24 protein-coding genes are annotated in these 25,117 nt (G+C 66.9%); 13 read left to right on the top strand and 11 right to left on the bottom strand.

Going from position 1 to position 25,117, the window contains the following annotated elements:
- Positions 1 to 71: 71 nt before the first annotated feature.
- From OG947_RS16090 to OG947_RS16080, 3 genes are read right to left on the bottom strand one after another with little or no spacing between them, the layout of a single operon-like run.
- Positions 72 to 755, bottom strand: coding sequence for an SDR family NAD(P)-dependent oxidoreductase (locus tag OG947_RS16090; protein WP_328812342.1), 684 nt, complete (start codon positions 753 to 755; stop codon positions 72 to 74).
- On the bottom strand, positions 743 to 1,924 hold the full coding sequence (locus tag OG947_RS16085) for a sialidase family protein (protein WP_328812341.1): 1,182 nt from the start codon (positions 1,922 to 1,924) through the stop codon (positions 743 to 745). Before OG947_RS16085 ends, OG947_RS16090 begins: the two co-directional genes overlap by 13 nt.
- Before the next feature lie 14 nt (positions 1,925 to 1,938).
- Positions 1,939 to 3,516 carry an ABC transporter substrate-binding protein gene (locus OG947_RS16080; RefSeq protein ID WP_328812340.1) on the bottom strand — a complete coding sequence of 526 codons (1,578 nt, stop codon included), beginning with the start codon at positions 3,514 to 3,516 and terminating at the stop codon, positions 1,939 to 1,941.
- Between the two features lie 242 nt (positions 3,517 to 3,758).
- Here OG947_RS16080 and OG947_RS16075 point away from each other — a divergent pair, with 242 nt between their 5' ends.
- The 6 genes from OG947_RS16075 to OG947_RS16050 are packed head-to-tail and all read left to right on the top strand — an operon-like array spanning position 3,759 to position 9,125.
- A complete protein-coding gene (locus tag OG947_RS16075) occupies positions 3,759 to 4,793 on the top strand; it encodes an ABC transporter permease (RefSeq protein ID WP_328812339.1) in 1,035 nt (344 codons plus the stop codon).
- Positions 4,794 to 5,735, top strand: coding sequence for an ABC transporter permease (locus OG947_RS16070; RefSeq protein WP_328812338.1), 942 nt, complete (start codon positions 4,794 to 4,796; stop codon positions 5,733 to 5,735).
- Between the two features lies 1 nt (position 5,736).
- Positions 5,737 to 6,564 carry an ABC transporter ATP-binding protein gene (locus OG947_RS16065; protein WP_051613142.1) on the top strand — a complete coding sequence of 276 codons (828 nt, stop codon included), beginning with the start codon at positions 5,737 to 5,739 and terminating at the stop codon, positions 6,562 to 6,564.
- A complete protein-coding gene (locus OG947_RS16060) occupies positions 6,561 to 7,394 on the top strand; it encodes an ATP-binding cassette domain-containing protein (RefSeq protein ID WP_328812337.1) in 834 nt (277 codons plus the stop codon). The genes OG947_RS16065 and OG947_RS16060 overlap by 4 nt, the downstream gene beginning before the upstream one ends.
- On the top strand, positions 7,391 to 8,353 hold the full coding sequence (locus OG947_RS16055) for an aldo/keto reductase (RefSeq protein ID WP_328812336.1): 963 nt from the start codon (positions 7,391 to 7,393) through the stop codon (positions 8,351 to 8,353). The genes OG947_RS16060 and OG947_RS16055 overlap by 4 nt, the downstream gene beginning before the upstream one ends.
- A 10-nt stretch (positions 8,354 to 8,363) precedes the next feature.
- Positions 8,364 to 9,125 carry an HpcH/HpaI aldolase family protein gene (locus OG947_RS16050; protein ID WP_328812335.1) on the top strand — a complete coding sequence of 254 codons (762 nt, stop codon included), beginning with the start codon at positions 8,364 to 8,366 and terminating at the stop codon, positions 9,123 to 9,125.
- A 188-nt stretch (positions 9,126 to 9,313) separates the two neighbouring features.
- Here the strand turns inward: OG947_RS16050 and OG947_RS16045 are convergent, their stop codons facing one another.
- Entirely contained in the window at positions 9,314 to 10,219 is a 906-nt protein-coding gene (locus OG947_RS16045; protein WP_328812334.1) for a type IV toxin-antitoxin system AbiEi family antitoxin domain-containing protein, read from the bottom strand.
- 140 nt (positions 10,220 to 10,359) lie between these two features.
- Here OG947_RS16045 and OG947_RS16040 point away from each other — a divergent pair, with 140 nt between their 5' ends.
- The 3 genes from OG947_RS16040 (at position 10,360) to OG947_RS16030 (ending at position 11,902) form a co-directional block, all read left to right on the top strand.
- Positions 10,360 to 10,785, top strand: coding sequence for a DUF4262 domain-containing protein (locus OG947_RS16040; protein ID WP_056695792.1), 426 nt, complete (start codon positions 10,360 to 10,362; stop codon positions 10,783 to 10,785).
- Between the two features lie 195 nt (positions 10,786 to 10,980).
- On the top strand, positions 10,981 to 11,445 hold the full coding sequence (locus OG947_RS16035; RefSeq protein ID WP_056448204.1) for a hypothetical protein: 465 nt from the start codon (positions 10,981 to 10,983) through the stop codon (positions 11,443 to 11,445).
- A gap of 73 nt (positions 11,446 to 11,518) precedes the next feature.
- Positions 11,519 to 11,902 carry a DUF1801 domain-containing protein gene (locus OG947_RS16030; protein ID WP_328812333.1) on the top strand — a complete coding sequence of 128 codons (384 nt, stop codon included), beginning with the start codon at positions 11,519 to 11,521 and terminating at the stop codon, positions 11,900 to 11,902.
- 16 nt (positions 11,903 to 11,918) lie between these two features.
- Here OG947_RS16030 and OG947_RS16025 read toward each other — a convergent pair whose 3' ends face one another.
- The 7 genes from OG947_RS16025 to OG947_RS15995 all read right to left on the bottom strand — a co-directional run bounded on the left by OG947_RS16025 (position 11,919) and on the right by OG947_RS15995 (position 20,727).
- Complete coding sequence (locus OG947_RS16025) at positions 11,919 to 12,725, bottom strand: ABC transporter permease (RefSeq protein ID WP_307108445.1); 807 nt, start codon at positions 12,723 to 12,725, stop codon at positions 11,919 to 11,921.
- A gap of 11 nt (positions 12,726 to 12,736) precedes the next feature.
- Positions 12,737 to 13,549, bottom strand: coding sequence for an ABC transporter permease (locus tag OG947_RS16020; protein ID WP_328812332.1), 813 nt, complete (start codon positions 13,547 to 13,549; stop codon positions 12,737 to 12,739).
- Positions 13,546 to 14,355, bottom strand: a complete 810-nt coding sequence (locus OG947_RS16015; RefSeq protein WP_037184864.1) for an ABC transporter ATP-binding protein — start codon at positions 14,353 to 14,355, stop codon at positions 13,546 to 13,548. Before OG947_RS16015 ends, OG947_RS16020 begins: the two co-directional genes overlap by 4 nt.
- Before the next feature lie 27 nt (positions 14,356 to 14,382).
- A complete protein-coding gene (locus OG947_RS16010) occupies positions 14,383 to 15,399 on the bottom strand; it encodes an ABC transporter substrate-binding protein (RefSeq protein ID WP_027504879.1) in 1,017 nt (338 codons plus the stop codon).
- 176 nt (positions 15,400 to 15,575) lie between these two features.
- Positions 15,576 to 16,886, bottom strand: a complete 1,311-nt coding sequence (locus OG947_RS16005; protein ID WP_328812331.1) for an amidase — start codon at positions 16,884 to 16,886, stop codon at positions 15,576 to 15,578.
- The gene (locus tag OG947_RS16000; RefSeq protein WP_328812330.1) at positions 16,832 to 18,649 is read right to left on the bottom strand and encodes a hydantoinase B/oxoprolinase family protein; all 1,818 of its coding nucleotides are present in this window, start codon (positions 18,647 to 18,649) and stop codon (positions 16,832 to 16,834) included. The genes OG947_RS16005 and OG947_RS16000 overlap by 55 nt, the downstream gene beginning before the upstream one ends.
- A complete protein-coding gene (locus OG947_RS15995; RefSeq protein ID WP_328812329.1) occupies positions 18,646 to 20,727 on the bottom strand; it encodes a hydantoinase/oxoprolinase family protein in 2,082 nt (693 codons plus the stop codon). The genes OG947_RS16000 and OG947_RS15995 overlap by 4 nt, the downstream gene beginning before the upstream one ends.
- A 370-nt stretch (positions 20,728 to 21,097) precedes the next feature.
- Here OG947_RS15995 and OG947_RS15990 point away from each other — a divergent pair, with 370 nt between their 5' ends.
- The 4 genes from OG947_RS15990 (at position 21,098) to OG947_RS15975 (ending at position 25,098) form a co-directional block, all read left to right on the top strand.
- Positions 21,098 to 21,832 carry a FadR/GntR family transcriptional regulator gene (locus OG947_RS15990; RefSeq protein ID WP_027504876.1) on the top strand — a complete coding sequence of 245 codons (735 nt, stop codon included), beginning with the start codon at positions 21,098 to 21,100 and terminating at the stop codon, positions 21,830 to 21,832.
- Positions 21,833 to 21,968: 136 nt separating this feature from the next.
- Entirely contained in the window at positions 21,969 to 22,520 is a 552-nt protein-coding gene (locus OG947_RS15985; protein ID WP_027504875.1) for a MaoC family dehydratase, read from the top strand.
- On the top strand, positions 22,517 to 23,731 hold the full coding sequence (locus tag OG947_RS15980) for a CaiB/BaiF CoA transferase family protein (protein ID WP_204868763.1): 1,215 nt from the start codon (positions 22,517 to 22,519) through the stop codon (positions 23,729 to 23,731). Before OG947_RS15985 ends, OG947_RS15980 begins: the two co-directional genes overlap by 4 nt.
- Positions 23,728 to 25,098, top strand: a complete 1,371-nt coding sequence (locus OG947_RS15975; RefSeq protein ID WP_328812327.1) for an MmgE/PrpD family protein — start codon at positions 23,728 to 23,730, stop codon at positions 25,096 to 25,098. Before OG947_RS15980 ends, OG947_RS15975 begins: the two co-directional genes overlap by 4 nt.
- Positions 25,099 to 25,117 lie beyond the last annotated feature (19 nt).

Genomic DNA, 25,117 nt, shown 5'->3' with positions numbered 1-25,117 from the left:
TACCACCCTTCCCCTTGTTGCGCGAACCACGCATACAACTGTAGCCCAATTGCGTGTTTCGCGCAGGTGGTTCACAACGACGCTCCCGCGCACTGCACGATCGCCTGGCCGGTGATGTTGCGGCCGAGAGGGCCGAGCAGGAAGCGGATGAGCCCCGCGACCTCCGACGGGTCGATGAAGGCTCCGAGAGGCGGGAGCTTGGGCGGAGTGTGCGCGCGCGACGGATCCCCCAGCATGGCGGTGTCCGTGGGCCCGGGCGCAACGACGTTGACGGTGATGCCGCGGGACACCAGTTCCATGGCCCACGACCGTGCCATGCCCGTCAGCGCGGACTTCGTGGCGACGTACTGGCTCTTGCCGGCATTGCCGGTCATGGTGCGACTTCCGACGAGAACGACTCGGGCACCGGGTTCCAGAGCGTCGACCACGCCGTTCACCAGGACCTCGGCCGCGGCGACATGGACCTGCCACATGTCGCGGAGGTCGTCGACGTTCAGCGACCCGAGCGGTGCCGAACGCTGCAGTCCGGCAGCATGAACGACGGCGTCGACCGCGGACAGACCCGACGCGATCTCCGCCACCGCGTCCAGATCACCCAGGTCGGACTCGACCCACGTCAGGTTCTCGTGCTCGATCTCCGGTTTCCGACGACTCAGCCCGGTGACACGCCACCCGTCGTCGAGAAGCGAGGTTGCCGTGGCCGCACCGATTCCGGAGCTGACGCCCGTGACGACGGCGTGCTTCACGACAGCCACTCCGGCTGCACCTCGCAGTACTCGATGGCCTGACGGAAGCGCGTGAAGGCCACGTGCAGCGTCGGACCGTCGGCCACGATGGACGGGTACGAGAACTCGCGGTTCAGTCCGTCGCGGGAGTTGTTCGACAGGCAGTACCCGTCGCCTTCCTCCAGGTTTCGGCGCACCGGCCAGGTGACACCGCGATCGGATGAGATCGCCACGGCCATCGGCGCTCGGGGTGCGCCCCAGAAGGCGTGCCGCGGGTCGCCGTCGTCCAGGGGCGAGTCCTCCTCGACCGTCTCCTGCTTGTCCGCGATGCCGTGATCGTCGATCTCGTCGTACAGCGACAGTCGGCGCGCCGTGGCGTCTTCACGACTGGACTCGTTGTACACCAGGGCGAGTCGATCGTCGGCCAGCACGACGAACTGCACCGACGAATTGTTGTTGGGCAGCTCGGTGGGGACGGGAGCGCTCCACGTGTCACCGTCGTCGTCGGAGACGGAACGGTAGACGTGGTCCGCCCAGCGGCTGCGGTAGAGGGCGACGAGCTGACCGTCGGACACCCGGCCGATGTTCATGTGGACGCACCCGATGCTGTCGGGAACGACCACCTCGCGCCACGTGGCACCGTCGTCGTCCGACACCATGACGCCGGAGTAATCGCGGTCGCCCACCCACTTGCGTCCCTCGATGCGGACACAGTGGAAGACGGGCAACAGAATTCGGCCGGACGGCAGCGTGACCATGGGCTGGCGCACGAACACGCCACCGGCCTCGGTCTCCGGGATCAGGACGTCGGTCTCGCCCCAGGTGCGCCCGCCGTCCGGCGAGATCCGCCGCAGCACCCGTGCGGTGTCCTGGTTGCCGGCGTGCTGCGAGGTCCACAGCAGCCAGATCTCACCGGACTCACGCACGTTCAGCACGGGATTCTGTTCCGACCGCGTCCCGTCGTCCGACAGCCGGATCGGCTGCGACCACTCGTCGCCGTCCCGTCGGGAGAACCACACGCTGATGTCCGGAACGCCTTCCTGTGTGCCGGCGAACCAGACGCATGCAAGCGAACCGTCAGGCAGCACAGCCAGATTGGCCGCGTGGTTCTGCACCTCGGGCGGGGTCAACAGCGCATCACGGCGCCCGGGCTCGGCGGTGGGGCGGACGATGCCGTCGGCATCCAGTGTGGTGGTCACGGGGATCTCCTCGATCAACTGACGAGTGTCGCGGCGGACAGGTTGTAGGAGTTGGTGGGACGCAGGGTCACATCCTGGATGCGTTCGCGACGCGCCATCACCGACTTGGGAACGAAGGACCACAGGCAGGGCACGGTGTCCCAGATCTGGCGCTGTGCATCGGCGAGAAGCTGAGTGCGTCGGGTCTCGTCGACCTCCTCGGACGCACGCGCGATGGCCGCGGCGATCTCGGGGAACATGTACCCGTGGTAGGTGTCTCGGGTCTGCTCCTTCTCCGGGGTGCCGGCGTACATACCCTGCATGATGGTGATCGCCAGTCCTGTCGGACTCGGGAATCCGTTGCCCAGGACGTCCCAGTCGCCCGCCTTGCCCTGACGCCACTGCATGATGTCGCCGCCGGGCTCGAACTGCTGCAACGTGGTGCGGACGCCGATCGCCGAGAACATCTGGACGACCGACTCCATGATGTCGGTGTCGGCAGCGAACTCGCCCGACTCCCAGATGATCTTGAGTTCCAGATCGGAGATGCCGAGAGCGTCGAGCTCGCCACGCGCCCGCGCCGGGTCGTACGTGTACTCCCCGGTCTCGATGGCGCCGTCGAGGATCGCGGGGATGACGCCCTTGGACGCGGTCGCCGATCCCTGCATCACCTGGTCGATCAGCGCCGGCCCGTTGATGGCGTACGTCAGCGCGCGGCGCACCCGAGCATCGGCGAGCGGATGGTCGGCAGGCTTGCGGAAGTTGTAGAAGAGCTGATTGAGCCGCACGCCGTCGACACGATCGACCACGACGTTCGACAGGCCCTCGAGCTGGTCCGCCGCGTCGGGCGTGATGGAGTCGATGACGTCCACCTCGCCGCTGCGCAGCGTGACGACGCGCGAGGACTCCTCGGGGACGAAGCGCACGCGCACCGTCTCGATGTTCGGCGCCGGGCCCCAGTAGGAGGTGTTGCGTTCGAGCGTGTAGTTGCCGGTACCGCGATCGGCCGACGTGACGACGTACGGGCCGGAGCCGAGACCGGTCTGCAGTTCCTCGGGCTTGTTGTCCGCGGCCGGCGTGATGAGGATGTTGGACATCAGGTAATCGAGCACGGGGACGGGCTTGGTGGTCAGCAACGAGAAGCTGGTGTCGTCCATCTGCTCGATCGTCGGCCACTCCGGGAAGAAGCCGCCGACGAACGATCCGTCGACCTCGCTGTACATCCGGATGGCCGTCGCGACGTCCTGCACCTGAACGGGCGAGCCGTCGGAGTACACGGCGCCCTGACGCAGGTGCACGAACCAGCGGGTGGGCTCGACCAGATCGAAGCGGTCGGCGAGGACGAGCTGCGGCTTCAGGTTCGCGTCGATCTCGGTGAGGGCCTGACGCACACCGCGCTGCACGGTGAGGGCGGCGTCGAACTGGTTGAGCTTGTTGTCCAGGCTCACCAGCGACCGGTTGAGCGCCAGGCTCACCGTGGTCGGGCCCGGTGTGCCGGTAGGCGTGGCGCACGCACTGGCACCCGCGCCCAACACCACGCCACCACCGAACAGCATCCCGCCGCGCAGGAGATTGCGGCGGGAGAACTGCTGGTTGAACGGCGATCTGGTCATCGTCGACCTCTCTTCGAACTTCGAGCGTCATGAGGGGCTGCGGGTCAGGAGCGGAGCTGCACTGTGACCGCAAGCACACCTGGACTGTACGCAGGTCTGCACACAACACGCAACTATGAATTGCTACTTGCGTGATTCGCGCACAAGTGCCATTGTGAGCTGAGTTACATCGAAGCCCGCGCTCGTGACCAGCCAGCGCAGAGGCATCTCCCGAAAGGTCGTTCGATGCACACCACGAACACATGCGCGGTCCGACGGACGGTGACCCGGTGACCGCCGGCATGATCACGCCCGCCGACGCGCCGGCCGCCGAACCCGCGAAGTCGAAGTCGAAGTCCGCGGGCACGGCGCGCTACATCGTCAAGCGGCTCGGTCAGAGCGCGCTCGCGATCTTCCTGACGCTCACCACGGTGTTCGTGCTGATCCGTCTCGCACCCGGCGATCCCGCCTACGCGATGGCGGGCCCGCTGGCCTCCAGCGAGGACATCGAGCGGATCCGCCAGAGCATGGGTCTGGACCAGTCGATCATCACGCAGTACCTGAAGTACCTGCAGGGACTGCTGCAACTCGATCTCGGAACGTCGTACTCGTTCCAGGCGCCCGCCTTCGACGTGGTGCTCGATCGCCTCCCTTACACACTGACGCTCACAGTTGCCTCGATCGGACTGACGACACTGCTCGCCATCCCGCTCGGTGTCTGGATGGCACGCCGCGCGGACACCCGCCGCGAACTGGGCGCCAACGTCGTCACGATCGCAGGACAGTCGATGCCCGACTTCTGGACGGGCCTGATGCTCATCACCATCTTCGCCGTGGTGATCCCGATCTTCCCGGCCGCCGGCTTCGCCACGTGGTCGTCGCTCGTCCTGCCCATGGTCACCGTCGCCATCCTGCAGATCGCCCTGATCTCCCGCATGGTGCGTCGGGAGATGGTCGGCGCCTTCGGGTCCCAGTACGCGACGGTGGCGCGCGCACGCGGTGTGTCGGAGCGGAAACTCATCTGGCGCTACGCCCTGCGCAACTCGTCCATCCCCGTTCTCACTGCCCTCGGCACACGCTTCGCGTCGATGCTCAACGGTGTCGTGGTGGTCGAGGTCGTGTTCGCCTGGCCCGGTGTCGGATCGCTCGTCGTCCGCGCGCTCGAGACCCGCGACTACCCCCTCATCCAGGCCACCGTGCTCGTCACCGCGGTGCTCGCCGTCCTCGTCCAGCTCCTCGTCGACCTCTGCTACCCGCTTCTGGACCCCCGTGTCCGCCTGGGGAAGGGAACGTCCTAGATGACCACAACAATCGAGCCCCCGCAGGCGGAGCGCCCGTCGGCGGTCACCGCGAAGGACATCGCCAAGGCAGGCTCCACTCGGCGCGCCCGCGACAGCCGACTGAAGATCTGGGTGGGCAGCGTCTGCGCACTCGTCGTGATCCTCCCCGTCGCGTTCGCTCGCGTACTGCCGCTGCAGGATCCGGACGCCACCGATCTCGGTGCTCGCCGTCTCGCACCGCTCACCGACGGCCACCTGTTCGGAACCGACCAGCTCGGACGCGACCTTCTCGCCCGCGTTCTCTACGGCGGTCAGGTGTCACTGCTCGTCGGCATCCTCGCCGTGCTGGTCTCCGGCCTCATCGGCCTGACCCTCGGCTCCATGGCCGGCTACTTCGGCGGCTGGGTCGACACCGTCATCAGCCGGTTGCTCGAAGCGCAGCTGTCCCTGCCGCTGCTCATGATGCTGCTCCTCGTCGTCGCCCTCTTCGGGCCGTCCATCCCGGTCATCACGTTCGTCATCGCGATCGCCCAGTGGCCCGAGATCGCCCGTCTGACACGCTCTCTGGTGCTCGTGGAGCGAGAGAAGCCCTACGTCGCCGCGTCGCGGGTACTCGGACTCGGCAAGGTCGCCATCCTCACGCGCCACATCATCCCGAACGTCATCAAGCAGACCTCGCTGGTGGTGCTGCTCCTGCTCGCCCAGGCGGTGCTCCTCGAGTCCGCGCTGAGCTACCTCGGCGCCGGACCGCAGCGACCGTTCGCCACGTGGGGCCGCATCATCTCCGACGGCCAGGACTACATCACGACGTCGTGGTGGCTGGTCACCCTGCCGGGCCTCGTCATCGTGCTCCTCGTCATCGGCGTCAACCTCCTCGGCGACGGTCTGCGCGACCGTCCCGCCGGCTCGGGCCTCAAGGCTCTGCTGGGGCGCTTCGCCATCTCGGGAAAGAAGGCCTGACATGACCGAGTCACTGCTCACCGTCGACGAACTGCAGATCGAGCTGGTCACGGACAACGGCATCGTCCGCGCCGTCGACGGGGTCTCCTTCGACATCGCGCCCGGCGAGACCGTCTGCATCATCGGCGAATCCGGCTCCGGCAAGTCGACCACCGCGATGGGGATCCTCGGGCTGCTGCCCGACGATCTGGCCGTCCTCTCCGGCCGCGCACGCTGGAAGGGCACCGACATCCTCGGTGACGACAAGGCGCTGCGGAAGATCCGAGGTGCGGACATCGCCCTCATTCCCCAGGACCCGATGACGGCCCTCTCCCCTGTCCACACGGTGGGGTCGCAGCTGCGAGAGGCCATCCACCACAGCGGTGTCCGCGGCAAGTCCGCGCAGACCACCCGCGCCGTCGAGCTGCTCGATCAGGTCCACATCGTCAACCCGGCGGACCAGCTGAACAGATACCCACACCAGCTGTCGGGCGGCATGTTGCAGCGTGTCCTCATCGCATGCGCCCTGGCTGCGGATCCCGACCTCATCGTCGCCGACGAGCCCACCAGCGCACTCGACGTCACCGTCCAGGCCAGCATCCTCGACCTCATGCTCGAACTGCAGGAGCGCACCGGCATCGGCATGCTGCTCATCACCCACGACCTGGGTGTGGCCCGGCTGATGTCCGACCGGATCCACGTCATGAAGTCGGGCCGGTTCGTCGAGAGCGGCGACGCCCAGTCGATGGTTCGCAATCCCCAGAACGCCTACACCAAGAAGCTTCTCGACGCGGTCCCCCAGCTGGGCACCTGGTCGGGTGCACCCGCCGATCAAGGAGTCCCGGCATGAGCCTGTTGACCGTCGACGACCTCGTCGTCGAGTACCCCGTCGCCACCGGCACCTTCCGCGCCGTCGACGGCGTCAGCTTCAGCGTCGACAAGGGCGAGACCCTCGCGATCGTCGGCGAGTCCGGCTGCGGGAAGTCGACCATCGCCAAGGCCATCGTCCGGCTGCTGACACCGACGTCGGGACGAATCCTCGTCGACGGGGTCGACATCGCCGGGATGAAGGAGCGGGCCCTCAAGCCCTTCCGCTCGCGCGTGCAGATGGTCTTCCAGGACCCGTATGGTTCGCTGGATCCGCATCTCACGGCCGTCGACATTGTCGGTGAGCCGCTGCGCCTCAAAGGTGTTCGCTCCAAAGCGGACCGGGCCCGACGTGCCGCCGAGCTGATCGACCAGGTCCAGCTGCCGGCGTCGTCTTTGCACCGCCGACCGGGCGAGTTCTCGGGGGGCCAGCGTCAGCGCATCGGCATCGCGCGTGCGCTGGCGTCCGAACCCGAGATTCTCGTGTGCGACGAGGCCACCAGTGCGCTCGACGTGTCGGTGCAGGCGCAGGTGCTCGACCTGCTGCGCACCATCCAGCACGACACCGGCATCACGTACGTCTTCATCTCGCACAACCTCGGCGTGGTGCGGGAGATCAGCGACAACGTCGTCGTCATGCGCAAGGGCGGCGTGGTCGAGAGCGGCGCCACCACAGACGTTCTGACCAACCCGCAACACCCGTACACGGCGGCACTGCGCGCCGCGGCACTCGACCCCTCCACGATGGAGGGCGTCAAGCCGCGCTACGTTCTGTCGGGTCGACCGGCACCTACCTCTGGAGTACCCGCATGATGTTCGGCTCCCTGCCTTTCGGCCCGATGGTGCTGGGCACCATGACTTTCGGCGACACCGTCGACCTCGAGGGGTCGCGCGCTCTGCTCGACACGGCACTCGACGCCGGCATCACCCACATCGACACCGCCAACGGGTACGCGGGCGGCGAGTCCGAACGCATCCTCGCGCAGTTGCTCGCCGGTCGACGCGACGAGATCACCCTCGCCACCAAGGGCGGCATGTTCCTCGGCGACGCCGACGGCCACTCGCCCCTGTCACCCGAGGGGCTGCGGCTCGGACTCGAGGCCAGCCTGCGCCGGCTCGGCACCGACCACGTCGACCTCTTCTACCTGCACCAGCCCGACCGCGCGTCGTCGCTCGAGGACACCCTCGGGACCGTCGCGAAGCTCGTGGCCGAGGGCAAGGTGGGAGCGCTCGGCGTCTCGAATTTCGCCGCCTGGCAGATCGCCGAGGTGAATCGCGTGTGCGACGAGGTGGGTGCGCCGCGGCCCGTCGTCGCGCAGCAGCTCTACAACCTGCTGGCCCGCCGCGTCGAGGAGGAGTACGCCGAGTTCGCCGCCGTCAGCGGTATCACCACGATGGTCTACAACCCGTTGGGCGGCGGCCTCCTCACCGGCAAGCACTCGTTCGACGAAGCTCCCGGCGAGGGACGGTTCGGCGATTCGCGGCTGGCCGAGATGTACCGCGAGCGGTACTGGAACACCCAGATCTTCGACGCGATCACGCGCTTGTCCGCGGTGGCGTCGGACGCCGGTATGCCGCTCACCGAGCTCGCCCTGCGCTGGTTGCGATCGAAGCCCCTCACCGGACCGATTCTGTTGGGCGGCTCCAAGACCAGCCACCTGCAGGCCAACATCGACGCACTGGGCCGCGGTCCGTTGTCCGACGACGTCGTCGCCGCGTGCGACGAGGTCGGTGCGGCACTACGCGGTCCGATGCCTGCCTACAACCGATAGGAAACCTTTCATGTCTGCCGCCGATTTCGCCCGTCGCATCCGTTCCCGTGAACGGGCACTGGGCTACTGGTCCGTCATCGACTCCCCCGTCTCCACCGAGTGGCTCGCCCACGTCGGGTGGGACTACATCTGCCTCGATCTGCAGCATGGCCTCATCGGTTACGACGGAATGCTGCGCGGACTCACCGCCATCGACGCGGCTCAAGGCCCGGCCGGACTGGTACGGGTCGAGTCCAACGACCAGACCTACATCGGCAAAGCACTCGACGCCGGTGCGCGCGGCGTCATCGTGCCGCTGATCGACACCGCCGAGGACGCCGCCCGCGCCGTCTCCTACGTGCGCTACCCACCCGCCGGCGTGCGCTCGTACGGCCCGATGCGCTCACAGCTGCGCGTCGGCCCGCTGCCCGCCGAGGCGAACGACAGCGTCGTCGTGCTCGCGATGATCGAGACCCCCGACGGTCTCGAGAACGTCGAGGCCATCTGCGCCGTGCCCGGACTCGACGGCGTGTACGTCGGACCGTCGGACCTGCGCATCGCCGTCGGTGGCGCCTCCCCCTCGGACAGCTCCGTGGACGACGTGTTCGACGCTGCTGTGGTGCGAGTGCAGGAAGCTGCCGCCGCGGCAGGTATCGCGGCCGGCATCCACACCCCCTCCGGCGAGGTCGCGGCGAAGCGCCTGGCGCAGGGCTACACCTTCGCGACCGTGGCGTCGGACCTCACCCACCTCAAGGCTGTGTCCGAGGGGCACCTGAAGGCTGCGCGGGGGTAGGGGTTCCGGTCGAGCGGGGCGGTGCCCGGTCGATCCGCGCCGGTTCCGGTCACCCGCGCGCGGCACAACCGGCTCGCCTGACCACAACTCACGCGGATCGCGGATGGGGCGGTGCCCGGTCAGATCCGCGCCGGTCCCGGTCATCCGCGCGCGGCACAACCGGCTCGCCTGACTACAACTCGCGCGGATCACCGCCCTCGCACCGTCAACGGCTCTGGCAATCCTTCCGCTCTCTCGAGCGCGCGCCTCACAATCCGTGCTCCTGCGTCCGATGCGAGGTCCTCCCACGTCAGGCGCGCCATGACCCAGCCCAATGACATGAGCTGATCCTGTCGCTTCTTCTCCTCGAACAGCGCCCGCTCCGAGGTGTACTTCAGCTTCCCGTCGAACTCGATGATGACTCCGCCGATGAGAAAGTCCGGGCGCGCGGTCAAGCCACCGTGCCGCAGCGTCACCTGAAGTTCCGGAGCGGGGAAACCGTAGCGCTGCAGGTACACCCGGCTTCGCGATTCTCCGACACTCTCGCTGCGCCCGTCAGCGAATTCGACCACTCGGCGAGCAGCGCTGCACCCGGCGAGTCCCGCGCAGGTATCGACAGCCGAGCGCAGCAGCTCGACAGTCGTGCCGCCGGATGCCAGCGCGGAATCGACCACGCAGACAGCCGCCTCGAACGACAACGATCGGGCCAGATCGACGGCGGTGCGCGTCACCGTGGTGACCGTCAGGCCGTCGACTGTAGTGACCGAGTCTGCAGCGACACGGTTCGTGTGTACGTGGGAGCGATCGGTTCGACGGCCGCCCTGTCCAGCATTGACGCTCACGTGCACGCGGCCCAGGTCGGGGGCCCACATCTGAAGACCGTGCAGAACCGCGGCGGACTGGTGACTCACTGTCCTGCCGCGTGCCGTGGCTCGGATCGCGAGAATGTGGCGCTCCGCCGGAATCATCGCCGAGTACATGGCCGCATCGGCGTACGCTCCTCGCGCGACACGAATGATGCTGCCGCGACGGATCGCGGACTTGATCTCGACGTCGGTGACGCCGATCGAAGCGAGGTCTGCGCGCGTGTAGAACACAGCCGAGGGGATGTCCATCGCGACACGATGACCCGTGCGCGATCACCGGCGCCGACATCGCTCCACAGCCCGGGGATCGGCACCTGTCGTACCGCCGCGTTACCTTCCTCCTCCGCATCGACTTCCGGGGGGAAACTATGTGCAGAGGGTGCGTCTCAGTGCCGGACATCAAGAGGAAGATCGCGCGCCACGGGTGGGCGGTGACCGCCGTGGCCGGGTCGGATCACGAGGTACCCGACGTCGCGTACACGACGGGCCTCACCAGCAGGTCGTTGCCCGAACTGATCGTCTACGGACTGCCGTTCCATCTGTCGGGGAGCCTGCTCCACGACATGGCGTCGCAGATGGTCGCCGGTCTCGCACTGTCGTCCGGGATCACGATCCGCAGTGCGACCGGCGACGAACCGGACATCGTGGTCATTCAGGCCGTCAATACCGCGGACATGGTGGTCACCGGTGCGCTGTACTCGGACTTCACTGCGCTGCAACTGGTGTGGCCGGACGTCGACGGCCACTTCCCGTGGGAGCCCGAGTACTCCATCTGTGCCCACCACCAGCCACTGATGGGCGTGGGGTGGGTGTGACGGTTCGGGCCTGACCCGGGCGTGGTGTTCCACTGTCCGCCCTGTCGAGCGGGTTCCCGCGTCCGACATCGGAGGAATGGGACACCACGCCCAGCGCGCAAGAACAACGAAATGGTCACAAACCATTCGGCCGAGTAACGAGTCGCCCGGAGATGCAGACACACTGAGGACACCAGACCACCCGAGAGGATCCTCATGCGCTCGCTCACGAAGCTCGCCGGAGCCGCGTTCGTCGGCATCACCGCCGCGACGATGTCCATCGTCGGTGCCGGCACCGCGTCCGCGGTCGACTATCCCGCGCCGGTGCCCGTCGATCCGGCGGCCTTCCTGCAGGGCGATGTCGCTTACTTCTCCACCGGCGCCGCCAACTGTTCCATCACCCCGGCGGGGGTCGTGGGTTGCGATCTTCCGGGCGGCGAGTACCTCACCCAGATCCCCTTCGCCCCCGTGGTCTACGACGTGGCGATCGACGTGCCGTGGTTCCCGGCTCACCCGACCTTCGGGATCGGCGGCCCGCGTGGGCGTGCCGGGAGCACTCCCCTCGGTGGCTCGCTCAGCTACGGCGGGGCCACCTGCTACATCGGCTTCAAGGGATCGCTGAACTGTTCCTCGATGGGTCACTCGTTCACGGTGTGGACGCCGTACATGACGTTGAGCTGACCTGAACGCAGCGAGTCACTTCGGATCGGAGCCGCCGTTCTGCTGTGATCGCGCAGTGGACGGAGGAGCAGCCATGGAACCGAGTGCCGAGATCGACGGCCTGATCGCCCGACACCCCGACTGGCGCGGTGACGCCCTGGCGGAAGCACGACGGGTGATTCTGTCGGTGGACGACGGCATCGTCGAGGGCTGGAAGTACATGGGCTCCCCCGCCCGGGATCTCGACGGGCCGCTCATCGTCGGCGACATCTTCAAAGCGAAAGTGAAACTCGGCTTCCAGTACGAGGCATCGCTGGACGACCCGAAGGGCATCTTCAACGGTGAGCTCGGCGGGAAGCAGCGGCGCTCGTACGAACTCTTCGAAGGTGACGTCGTCGACACGGAGGCATTAGCCGGACTGGTCCGTGCGGCGATCGAGCGGAATCGGAACACGAAGGCTGAGTCGCGCAAGAGATAGCCCCGCAGCCCTACACTCAGCCCCCGTACTTGGACGTCACCCGGTTCTCTAACCACTGCAACGCCATGGTGGGCGGCAGCGCCATCACCAGGATCAGCACCACGGTTCCCATGATGTTCTCCATGCGGATCAGGCTGACGTTGCGCAACAGTTCGTACCCGATGCCGCTCGATGCCGAGAACATCTCGGCGAGAAGTAGACCCAGGAACGCCAGACCGAACGTCATGCGCATACCCGTCGCGAGCGAGGGCAGCACCGACGGAACGACGATCTGCCGCACCAGCCGTGGCCAACTCACCTGCAGGGACGCGGCCATCTTCAGGTGGATCCGCTGCACGGACGCCGTGCTCTCCACGGCGACCAGGAACATGGGAATGAAGGCCGCGTAGAACGCGAAGCCCGCGCGGCTCAGCTCCCCGATACCCAGGAACGACAGGAAGATCGGGTAGAGCACGATCTTCGGGATGCTGTTGATCGCATAGAAGATCGGGACCACCGTGCGGGCCCAGAACGGGGTGAGCCCGAGCGCGAGGCCCAGGAGCGACCCGACGATCGTGCTGCCCAGGAAGGCGAGCACCAGGATGCGGAGCGAATCGAGCACGTTGGCACGAAAGTCCGGATTCCCGAGATCGGCGACCAAGGATCGCATCGCCTCGAGCGGCGTCGGGAAAATCAGACTGTCGGCGACGACAGCCGACACCCACCAGATCACCACGGCGAGCACTGCCACCACGAGCGGCGGCACCACACGACGTGCGGTGTGCACACCTCGACGCCGGGGCGCTACGGCCGGCGCGGCGATGGTCGGGGGCAGAGTGGCCACGGAGCGACTCATCAGCGACGCCTCCAATCGAATCGGTTGAGGGCGGCGGAGATGCCGAACGTCGCGATCAGGGCGATGGCCGCGACCACGAGGATGCCTGCGTACATGTCGGCGATGTCGAAGCTGTCGTACGCGATGGAGATGAAATGCCCGAGACCCTGTGTGGACAGGATGAACTCGCTGGCGAGCACCGAGATGATCGCGTAGGAGAGCCCCAGCTTGAGGCCTGTCACGATGTTGGGCAACGCGTACGGTAAGAGAATCGACCGAAAGTACTGCCAGCGGCTGAGCATCAGCGTGGTGCCCAGTTTGGTGACGATGGGCGACACGGCGTTGAAGCCAGTGCGCGCGTTGAGGGCCACCACACCGAACGCGAAGATGGTCGACAGGATGGCGATGGGTGCGACGCCGGCACCGAACAGCACCACCATGATCGGGTAGAGCGCGAAGGTGGGCACCGCGTAGTACACGTTCAGGTACGGCTGGAACGCTCTGTCCCACAGCTCGAATCGCCACAGGACGTAGGCCGCGGCCACCCCGGTCACGGAACTGAGCACGAACGCGACCACGATGATGCCGAGCGTCCGCCCGAGAGCGTCGACGAGGAAGTCCGTGTCGGTCAACAGTCGGAGGGCGGTGAAGAACATGTCGGACACCGGAACGATGTCGAGGGGGGACGCGAAGAATCGTGCCGCGATGTCGACGGCCACCAATGCAGCGACCAGGATGACCACCGTCCACCCCCACGCCGGTAACCCCAGTGACGTGGCGGGTGCCGGCCGCAGATAACCGGGAACGACGGAGCTGCGTTCGGTGGTGCTCACGGCTCGATGCTCATCGTCTTCTTGGCTTCGTCCCGCAGCGTCGACCAGATGCGCTCGTGCAACGCGACGGCATCGGGACTGGCCAGCACGTCCTCGGACCGGGGCCGCGGCAGATCGATCGGTACCTCGTCGATGAATCGGCCCGGGCGGGCGCTCATCACGAGCACGCGGTCGGAGAGCAGCACGGCCTCCTGGATGCTGTGCGTGATGAACAGGACTCCGCAGGTGAGCTTCTCGACGATCTTCAACAACTCGTAGGACATCACGAGCCGGGTCTGCTCGTCGAGAGCGCCGAAGGGCTCGTCGGCGAGAACGAGATCGGGCTCCATCGACAGGCACCGTGCGATGGCGACGCGCTGTCGCATACCGCCCGACAGCTGCGTCGGGTAGTGGTCGCCGAATCGCGCGAGCCCGACGGTCGCGAGCAACTCGTCCGCGCGCTCGCGGCGCTCCTTCTTGCCGACTCCCCGCACTTCGAGTGCGAAGGCGACGTTGTCGCGAATGGTGCGCCACGGCAACGTCGCGGACTCCTGGAAGATCACTGCCGTCTTGGTGCGCGGTCCACTCATCGGCTGGTCGTCGATGGTCACCGTACCGCTGTCATGATCCTGCAGGCCTGCGAAGATCTCGAGAAGTGTCGACTTCCCGCATCCACTCGGACCGACGATCGACACGAACTCACCGCGCCCGATGGTCAGGTCGATCTCGTGCAGGGCGGTCACGTCACCGAAGTGTCGGGAGACCGAGGAGGCGATGGCTATGGCCGACGACGTCTCGGGTCGGGGTCTGGTCGCAGCGTGGGTCACGTCGATACCTTCTTCTCGAGGAGCAGGTCAGGCGGGGCAGTTGCCGGGAACGTCGGCGTCGACGTCGGGGGCGAGGAACTCGGGATCGAACAGGGTGCAGAAATCGGGCACACGGTCGCTGCCCGACGCGTCCACACCCGACTGGGCGGCCTCGACGGATGCCGCGTCGAATCCGCCGCCCCAGGTGTCCACGGACGAGGCACGTTCGACGACGGCGGTGGCCGACTCGACGTCGAATCCTGTGTAGTCCGCATAGATTCGGGCGGCTGCGACGGGGTCTGCCTTGATCGAGGCGACCGCGTCGGTGTACCCGTGGTTGATGGCGCGGACGACGCCGGGGTTGCTCGCGGCATAGTCCTTGGTCGTGGTGATGGTCGACTGCAGGAATCTCTTCATGTAGTCGGGGCTGCTGACGATGAGCTTGAAGTCCTCCGGCCGCTGTTCGGCGACGATGGACGGAATCAGGGCGATGTCGACGGAACCCGCTTCGAGCAGGGCCAACCCCTCCCCGATTCCACCCGACGACACGCGCTCGATCCGCGCAGGATCTGCGCCGGCGAGGGAGGGCAATAATCGGGTGAGCGCGTCCGACGCGGAGTTCGGTCGCGTGTACGCCCACCGGCGGACGTCGTCGATCGAGTCGACCGCCGAGTTCGACGCCAGCGCATAGAAATTCATCGGATACGGACCCTGGGTACCGCCACCCACGATACGCAGCTCGGACCCACCGGCGTCGGCCTGCACGATGGAGGGGTAGCTGACCTCACCGATGGGGATGTTGCCGTCGAGGAGGGTGCGCATGGTCGCGCTGCCGCCCTTGCCCGGAACGATGTTCTCGACGATGACGCCGTACTTCTCGAACAGTCCCTGCTTCTGTGCGACGAGCCACGGGATGCTGTAGATCTCGGCGGCAGCCGACACCGTCACGTCGATGGTGACGGGGTTCGCGGGGTCTGCGTCGCGGCCCGGTCCCGAACTGCAGGCGGTCAGTCCGACGGTCAGTCCGAGTACCGCCAAAAGCGGCGCGACTCTGCGTCTGTACATCTGTTCCTCGCTGGCTGGTCGATGTGGTGACGGACCACGAGAGGCGTCTCCGACGCCTGATCCGTTCGGCTGCAGTGCGGTTGGTGATCCACGCAACACAGACTTTACGGGATACATACGATGATTGACAGCGTTCGTGGTGATTTGTCACCGGTATTCCGACAATTGCCGCTCAATCATCTGATGTATGGCGGGCCAGGGCGTCGCTCGTGCCAGTCCGTCGTGCCCTGATACCGCATCCCTGCCTCGAAGAGCACACCCTCTCGACTTCGCGCAGCGGTGAGCTGGGCACCGACCGGCATCCCCGACAGTGGGTGGAACCCCACCGGCAGCGCGAGAGTCGGTCCGTCGTGCAACGACCACGGATAGGTGAACTGACCCATCCGTCGAGACAGGGCGACCACGTCGTCACCGCCGGCGAGGGGCGGCACGTCCACGGGCATCGTCGGGGTCAGCACCAGGTCGACGTCCTCGAGGACCGGACGCAGCAGGGCTCGGAACCGTTCGCCCGCCTCGTGCGCCGCGGCGCGATCCTCGTCGGTGATGCCGAGTCCCAGCATGATTCGTTCTCTGGTTGCCGCCTGGAACAGGGACGGCTGCGTACGCAGCCTCGCTCGATGGTGACGCGCGAGATCGCTGTAGACGATCGTGTAGACGATGTCCTGGGCGTCGGCCGCGAAGGGCAGCGACACGGGAACGATCGTCACGTCCAGCTCGGCGAACAAGCTCACGGCGTTTCGGACGGTACGGGCCACACCCTCGTCCACGTCGGCGGAGATGAACACGTCCGGCACTCCGACACGGACTGTGCCCGTGACGTTCTCGGTCGAGCGGGAGGACAGTGCGTCGAACAGGGCGGCCACCTCCCCGACCGTGCGCGCCATCGGGCCCACCGTGTCGAACTCCTCGCTGACGGGGTGAACACCGGCCGTGCTGATCGACCCTCTACTCGGACGCAGGCCGGTGACACCGCACGCAGCGGCGGGCAGTCGGACCGAACCGCCGGTGTCGGTACCCAGCGCAGCGTCCACGATTCCCGCCGCGACGGCGATACCGGAGCCTCCGCTGGAGCCACCCGGAATCCGGCCGAGGTCCCACGGGTTGCGGGACGGCCCCGCGGCCGAGTTCTGCGACGTCACGCCGACGGCGAACTCGGCCATGTTCAGTTTGGCGGTCACCCGAGCGCCGGCCGCACGCAGGCGTGTCACCACGTCAGCGTCGTGGTCCGCCCGGTGGTCGGTGAAGTAGGCCGAGGCACAGGTGGTCTCGATGCCGGCGACGTCGATGTTGTCCTTGACCCCGACGGTCTTCCCCGCGAGAGGCCCCTCGCCGGCCGGGGGTGCATCGATCCACCGGATGACGCTCCCCAACCGACGGTCGAGAGCGAGCGGGGACAGGTCCGGTGTCTCACCGGCCTGTCCCCCACTCTCGGTCAGGCTGCGCTCCGCGCTCGCAGCTCCGCCGTCGCGTGCTCGTCGACGGTCCACGATGCGGTGTTCACGACCACACCGTAATCGCGTCGCGCGTCCTCCTCGGTGAGGTACTCGTCCCAGACGTCGCTCAACACCTGGAACGGGTCCCGCTCGAAGGGATCGCCGAAGCCGCCACCGGACGGGAGCTTGATCTCCAGGGTCTCCCCTGCACGGATCGTCTCCTGGGTCACCTTGGAGTAGAGCACCTCCTCGCGGTCGGTCCCGGCGTTACGAGTGAACGCACCCGAGACGCCCTGGTGCCCACCGAGAGCTCCCGCCGGCGGATCCGAGCGGTTGTCCGCCTCGGAGCCCAGGAATGTGTCGGTCTCCATCAACCACTTGCGCACGCTGCCGATACCGCCACGCCACTTGCCGGGAGCAGGTGCCTCGTCACGCAACTCGTATCGCAGCGCCCGCATGGCGTGATTGAGCTCGAGCTCCTCGATGGGGTTGTTACGGGTGTTGGCCATCAGCGCGTCGACGGCGTCCATGCCGTCCTTACCGTTGCGGCCGCCGTACGACCCCTCGTTGATCTCGATGTACACCCAGTACGACTCGCCGTCGGGCGCGATTCCCGAGTACGCGATGGCACACAGCGCCGCGGACGATCCTGCGATCGCATGGTCCGGAAGGACCGGTGCGAGAGCGAGATTGATCGAGTCGAACACCCGGTTCACCTGAGAGAACCGCGCGAAGCACGACGCCGGGAAGTCCGGGTTGAAGATGGTGCCCTCGGGTGCGTACGCCTTGACGGGTCGGAAGCAGCCGTCGTTCTGCGGAACGAAGTCCTCGGTGAGGTCCTCGTCCAACAGGATGGTCCGGATGGCCGAGACCGCGACCGGGAGGACCGACCCCTCGAAGGGGACGTTGAATGCGGTGGGGACCTGACTGTTCGAGCCGGTGAGGTCGATCAGGATGTCCTCCCCCTCGACCTGCACGCGTACGGCCACCTTCAGCGGCTCGTCGCGGTTCTTGCCGTCGTCGTCGAGGTAGCCGATCGGTGCCTCGTAGCTGCCGTCGGGAATCTCGCGGATCTTCGCACGCAGCATGGACTCCGAGTAGTCCATCCACCGTTCGCCCGCACTCATGACGGTGTCGAGACCGTACTTCTCGAGCAGCTCCGTGAAGCGCTTCTCGCCGATCCGCGAGCACGCGATGAGGGCCTCGAGGTCGCCACGGTTCTGCTCGGGGGTGCGGACGTTGTCGAGAATGTGCTGGATGAGGTAGTCGTTGCGGACGCCCGCCTGGTAGATCTTCATCGAGTCCATGAGCTTGCCCTCGGCCCACACGTCGACGACGTCCATGCACAGTCCGGGGAAGTTGCCGCCCACGTCGGAGACGTGGCCGGTGCAGCCCGCGAAGCCGATGTGTTCGCCCTGCCAGAAGATCGGGATGATGACGCCGTAGTCCGGCGAGTGTGCGGCGCCGTGGTACGGATGGTTGTGCAGGATCACGTCACCCGGCTCGTACGTTCCCGCGAGCCTGCGGTTGACACCCCGGATGTAGGCGGGGATCGAACCGCAGTGCATCGGTGTTGAATCCGACTCGCACAGCTCACGCCCGTTGATGTCGAAGATGCCGGCGCCGAGGTCCTCCGACTCGCGGATGAGGCTGGAGTACGCCATTCGGTAGAGCACCTGGGCCATCTCCTTGGCCATCGACTGCAGAGCACCGCCGATCACCCGGAGCGTGATCGGATCGACCTCCACGTCGTTCCACGTGCGCGTGGAGTCACCCGCCAACGAGACTCCGGTGGTGGGCATCAGCGTCTTGCTCATGCGAGGTTCCTCTCGATGATGATGTGGCCGACGGCGTCGACGGTGGCGTGCTGATTCATTCCGACGATGGTGGTCGAGTCGAACTGCTCGACGATGGCGGGTCCGTCGAACCGGTTGCCCGCCAGCAGGAGTGATCGCTCGTACACCGGGGTCTCGACCCATTCGGGCTTCGCGGTGTCGTCTTTCCAGAAAAGCGCGCGGGCCGTGGTCTTGATCGCGGCGGAGGCGTCGGTGGTGCCCTTCTCGATGTCGGCGATGCGCACGTGAGGCACCGCACCGACGCCCGTGACACGGACGTTGATCAGCTGCACGGGCTTGTCGTCGAAGCGCTGGGAGTACGTGCGCCCGTGCGCCTCGTGGAAGGCCTCGGCCGTCGTCTTCACCCAGACGTCGTCGATCTCGCCGTCGGGTGCCTGCACGCGGAGCTCGTACCCTTGCCCCACGTAGCGGCAGTCGACGCTGCGCTCGAGCGAGATGTTCTCCGGCGCGACCCCGTCCGCCCGCAACTGGGCCACTGCCTGCTCGGACAGCCGCTCGACCTGCTGACGCAGCAGCTCGATGTCCGGGTCGGCCGACGAGGTCCACACCGTGGTGGGCTCCTCGTAGCGGATGTCGGTGGTGAGCAGACCGACCGCCGACGTGATGCCGGGGTGGCCGGGCACGATGACGCGCGGGATACCGAGCTGATCGGCGATCTGCCACGCGAACAGCGGCCCTGCTCCACCTTCCGCGATGAGGGAGAAGTCGCGGGGGTCGTACCCCTTGCGCACCGAGTGCAGGCTGATGGCTTCCGTCATGGAGTGCGCGAGGATCTTGAAGATGCCCATCGCCGCCTCGTCGAGAGGCGCGTCCAGCTTGTCGGCGATGTGGGTCTGGATGGCGGTGCGGGCGAGTTCCGGCTGAACCCGCATGGTGCCCGACAGGAAACTGTTCTCGCGCAGCCACCCCATCATGACCATCGCGTCGGTCGAGGTCGGCTCGGTACCGCCGTGGCCGTAGCACGCAGGTCCGGGAACGGCACCGGCGCTGCGCGGTCCGACGCGGAACATGCCGCCGTCGTCGACCACCGCGATGGAGCCACCGCCGGCGCCGATGGTGTCGACCTCCGCCATCGGCACCATCGCGTGGTAGTCGCCGATGCGGGTGTCCAGGAGGTGCTTCATCCGCAGTGCGCCGTCGGGCGCCACTCCCACGTCCGCCGAGGTGCCGCCGACGTCGAGGGTGATGACGCTGGGGAAGCCCGACGCCTTGCCGATGGCGCAGCCGCCGAGGAGACCGGCGACCACACCGCTGGTCAGCAGTGACACGGGAATCTCACTGGCGCTCCGGGAGGTGACCAGTCCGCCGGCGGAGGTCATGAGGTGCACGTCCTCGCCGACTTGTGCCGCGCTCGCCTTCTGTGCGAGGTTCTCGATGTACTGCGACGTCTTCGGCCCGATGAACGCATTGAGCGCGGCGGTGGAGAAGCGCTCGTACTCGCGGTACTGCGGAGCGACCTCACTGGACAGCGACACGAAGACGCCGGGGAACTCCTCGGCGATGATCGCCTTGACCCGCTGCTCGTGGGTCGGGTTGCGGTAGGAGTGCAGAAAAGCGACGGCGATGGCGTCGACACCTCGCTCGCGCAGGAGCCGAACCTGTTCCCGCACAGCATCTTCGTCCAGGGGTGTCAGGACGGCGCCGGAGGCGTCGATACGCTCCGGAACGACGCGCCGGTTCCGCCGCGGTACCAGTTGCCACTTCTGCCACGGCAGATCCTGGTAGTTGGAGTAGTTCAGGGGTCGCTTCTTGCGCGCGATGTGCAGGAGGTCGCGGAACCCCTCCGTCGTGATCATTCCGACGTCGCACCCGTTGTGCTCGAGGACGATGTTGGTGGCCACCGTCGTGCCGTGGAAGAACATGTCGATCTCGGCCGGGTCGATTCCCGCCCGCTCGGCCAGGACAGCGATGCCGTCCATCGTGCCGATCGAGGGATCGTGGTTGGTCGACGGCGTCTTGTGCACCACCACGGTGCCGTCGTCGTCCCACAACACGAGGTCGGTGAAGGTTCCACCGACGTCGACTCCGATTCGTTTCATGTGCCATCCAATTCTGTCGGCTCTCACGTGGGGAGCAGGAGTGGGACGACCGGGACGCGTCGCTGCAGTCCGGGAGTCCGTGCGGGGTCTCTGTGCACCCTGCGAAGGTGACCCGAGTCATAGTGCGCCACCCTGTGCCCGAATGCAATACCTCTGATGTTTTGGGCAGGTGACGCCTCGTCAGGTGCCCTTCAGTCCCACTCGACGGCATTCGACACCCTAAACAGCCGATGTATTGCCATGGTGCCCGATCTTCGGATGCCGCTGCTCGCCGCAGTCGCTCGCGCTACGCTCGTGCTGTTCCGCCACCGTCGCCCCACGTGATCGCCCGTCGTCACGAGCCGGACGACCGACCGAGAGGCCCGCCTCAGTGCCCGAATCCTCGACCGCCGATCCGAGCGCCAAGAGCACGCCGGCCTACGCCGCACTCGCGACACGACTGCGCGACCGCATCCTGTCGGGCGAACTGCAGCCGGGTGAGCGCCTCCCCAGCGACACGGAACTGACGGCGGAGTTCGGCGTCGGCCGGAGCACCATCCGCGAAGCCCTACGGTCGTTGGCTAGCCAGAATTTGATCCTCACCACTCGCGGCGTCACGGGCGGCAGCTTCGTGGCGGTGCCCAGCGTCGGCCACATCAGCGAGCACCTCGAAACCGGTGTCGCGCTCATGACCACGGCCGATGCCGTCACTGTCGACCAGCTGATGGAGGTACGCAACCTCATGGAGGTGCCTGCGGCGGGCATGGCCGCCTTCCGCCGCACCGAGGACCACCTCGATCAACTGCGCGCCTCGATCTTCGATCCCACCGACGCCCAGGGGCCGGAGACCTTCGTCAAGAACCAGGAGTTCCACCTCGTCCTGCTGCGCGCTGCGCAGAATCCCCTGCTCGAACTCATCACGGCACCGGTGTTCCGGGTGCTGTCGAAGCGTTTCGGTCGTGATCACGCGCCGGAGGGCTTCTGGCAGTGCGTCGACCACGACCATCGGGCGATTCTCGACGTCGTCGCCGCGGGCGACTCGATGTCCGCGATGGACATGATGCGTCGCCACCTCGACCATCTGGGCGGCTCCTACCGACAGATGGACAAGCTGCGCACTCAGTAGCACCAAACATCTGCTCTTTCGTGAGAATTGACCGCATCAGATCTCGCAGATCCGGTCAGAACTCCCCCTTGACGGTCTAATCATCTGATGTTTATGGTTCAGGTGCAGGCTTCGCCGACCGACACAGGGAGACACCGTGGCAGTCCATCCGGCCGTTCTAGGGCGCTTCTTCGAGGATTACGTGGTGGGTGACGTCTACCAGCACCCTCTGGGACGCACCGTCTCGCAGGCCGACAACACGTGGATCACGCTGCTGTCGATGAACACGAACCAGAATCACTTCAACGCACATCTCGCGGCGCAGAACCCGATCACCGAGGGGCGCGTCATCGTGAACTCGGGCTTCACGGTTGCGGTGATTCTCGGCATCTCCGTACTCGACATGAGCCAGAACGCGATCTCCAATCTCGCGTTCACCGACATCAAGATGTCTCACCCCGTGTACGAGGGCGACACGCTGTACGCAGAGAGCATCTGCACGGGCCTGCGACTCTCCGAGTCCCGCCCCTATGCCGGCATCGTCTCGATGATCACCCGTGGCCTCAATCAGGATGGCGTGGAGGTCATCTCGTGGAAACGCTCCGTCATGGTGGCGACGCGAGAGAGCGGCATCGGCCAGAACTACTTCCCGGAGGCGCAGAGCGGTCCGCTGCAGCTGCCGTCCGACACGAAAGGCGACGCACGATGAAACCACTCGAGGATGTCCGCATCATCTCGCTGGAACAGTACGGCGCAGGCCCGTTCGGCAGTCTTCACCTCGCCGACCTCGGTGCCGACGTCATCAAGATCGAGGACCCCAACGTCGGCGGTGACGTCGGCCGGTACGTGCCGCCGTTCAACGAGGGCGAGGACTCGCTCTTCTTCGAGACGTTCAACCGCAACAAACGCAGTCTGTCGCTCGATCTCTCCACACCCGCCGGGCGCTCCGTCTTCGAGGACCTCGTGAAGTCCAGCGACGCAGTCTATTCGAACCTGCGCGGTGACGTTCCCGCCAAGATCGGCATCACGTACGACGACCTCAAGCACCTCAACCCCGCCATCGTCTGCTGCAGCCTGACCGGGTTCGGTATGACCGGTCCGCGCGCGAAGGAACCCGGCTACGACTACATCCTGCAGGGACTCGCGGGCTGGATGAGCGTCACCGGTGATCCCGACGGCCCACCCACCAAATCCGGTCTCTCGCTGGTGGACTACTCGGGCGGGTTCGTCGCCGCGATCAGCCTGCTCTCCGGTCTGCACGCCGCGCGGCGCGACGGTGTCGGCGGGGACTGCGACGTGTCGCTGTACGACACCGCGATGTCGCTGTTGACGTATCCCGCGACGTGGCATCTCAACGCGGGTTTCGAGCCGGTGCGAACCAAGAATTCGGCCCACCCGTCGCTGGTCCCGTTCCAGGCCTTCGAGGCCACGGACGGCTGGCTCATCGTCGGCTGCGCCAAGGAGAAGTTCTGGGAACGGCTCGTCGTCGCCATCGGCCGACCCGATCTCGGTGCCGATCCTCGCTTCGCGAGCTTTTCCCTGCGGGGGCAGAACAAGGACGTTCTGCTGCCGATGTTGGAGGACGTGTTCGCCACCGACACCGTCGCACATTGGTTGTCGCTGCTGGGCCCGGCAGGCGTTCCGTCCGGACCGATCAACGACGTGGCGCACGCGCTCACCGAACCCCACACGCTCGCACGCAATCTCATCGTCGAGACCGAGCACCCGGTGTACGACACGGTGCGCCAACTCGCCTCCCCCGTCAACTTCGGGCCGCAGCGTCCCGAATACCGACGTGCACCGCAGCGCGGGGAGAACCTCGAGGAGATCGTGGCCGACCTCGGCTACGACGAGGAGACCATCGCCAGCCTGCGCCGTAGCGGCGCCTTCGGCGAGGTGACGGCCGAGGCACACGCGTGACCTCCACAGTGCTGTCCGAGTGGGCGACGGGAGTGACCCTCGACGATGTGCCGCCGGCCGTGCGGCACGCGACCGCTCGTCACCTGCTCGATTCGGTGGGTACCGCGGTGGCCGCGCAGCGTCTGGGCCACGGACGCGCCGCATGGACCGTCGCCGACGGTCTGGGCGGCCCTCCCGAGGCCCGCCCGTTGACGGGAACCCGCGCCCTGTCCGCGCCGGCCGCCGCCCTGGCCACCGGCGTTCTGGTGCACGCGCTCGACTTCGACGACACGCACGCCGGGGCGCTCGTCCACGCCACCGCCGTCACCCTGCCGGCAGCCTTCGCCGTCGGCCAGCAGACCCACGCCACCGGTGCCGAGGTACTCACAGCCGCGACACTCGGCCTCGAGACGGCCTGCCGACTGGGCGCTGTCAGTCCCCACGGGTTCCACGCTCGGGGGATCCACGCGACCGCGGCGGTGGGCCCGTTCGCCGCGGCCGTCGTCGCCGGGCGGCTCGGGAAGTTCGACAGTGAGACTCTGGTCCATGCGCTCGGCATCGCTGGATCGTCGAGCTCCGGTCTCCTCGAGTTCCTCGACACCGATGCCGACACGAAAGCGCTGCACCCCGGCACGGCCAGCTTCAACGGCATCCTGGCCACCCGCCTCGCAGCCGCCGGCGCCACCGGACCGGGCTCCGTGTTGGAAGGGCGACGGGGCGTCTATGCGGCACTCACCGATCGACCCGTCGACCTGACCGTTCTGACCGACGGATTCGGAACCCGCTGGGAAGCACTGGGGATCGGCATCAAGCCTTACCCCAGTTGCCAGCTGATGCACGTCACCCTCGACGCGGTGTCCGCCGCTGTCGCGGGCCACGATGTCCACGTCGACGACATCCGTGACATCGAAGTGCTGGTCCACCCGGACTCCACCCCGTTCGTGTGCGGACCCAACACGGGCGTCGCCTCCCCGCGCAGCACGTACGACGGCAAGTTCGATCTGCCGTGGAGCGTGGCCGCGTTGCTGCGCGACGGGGCAGTCGACGTCTCCACCTACACCGACGCGTCGATCGCCCGAGCCGACGTGCTGACGACGGCGCGCACGGTCCGCGTCGTCGAACGTCCCACCGACGGGCCCGCGGCCGCCGCTCCCGGACACGCCACCATCACCCTCGCCGACGGCCGTGTGCTCGTGGGAGACGTCGGCGGAAGTCGCGGCAGTGCCGCATTCCCACTCGACGACGCGGCACTGCGGGAGAAGTTTCTCGGCAACTGCGGCCACGACGCTCGTGCGGACGAACTCGCCGATCGCGTTCTCGGACTCGCCGACGAACACGACCTCTCCGCCGTGCTCGATCTCGCCGCGGCCATCGCGCCCGCCCCCTGACCCTCGCCTGGAAGAAGGA

Origin of the sequence: Rhodococcus sp. NBC_00297, from assembly GCF_036173065.1 — a bacterium.
Lineage (GTDB): Bacteria > Actinomycetota > Actinomycetes > Mycobacteriales > Mycobacteriaceae > Rhodococcoides.
The sequence above is the reverse complement of the archived record's forward strand: the minus strand, read 5'-3'. Positions and strand labels throughout refer to the sequence as shown.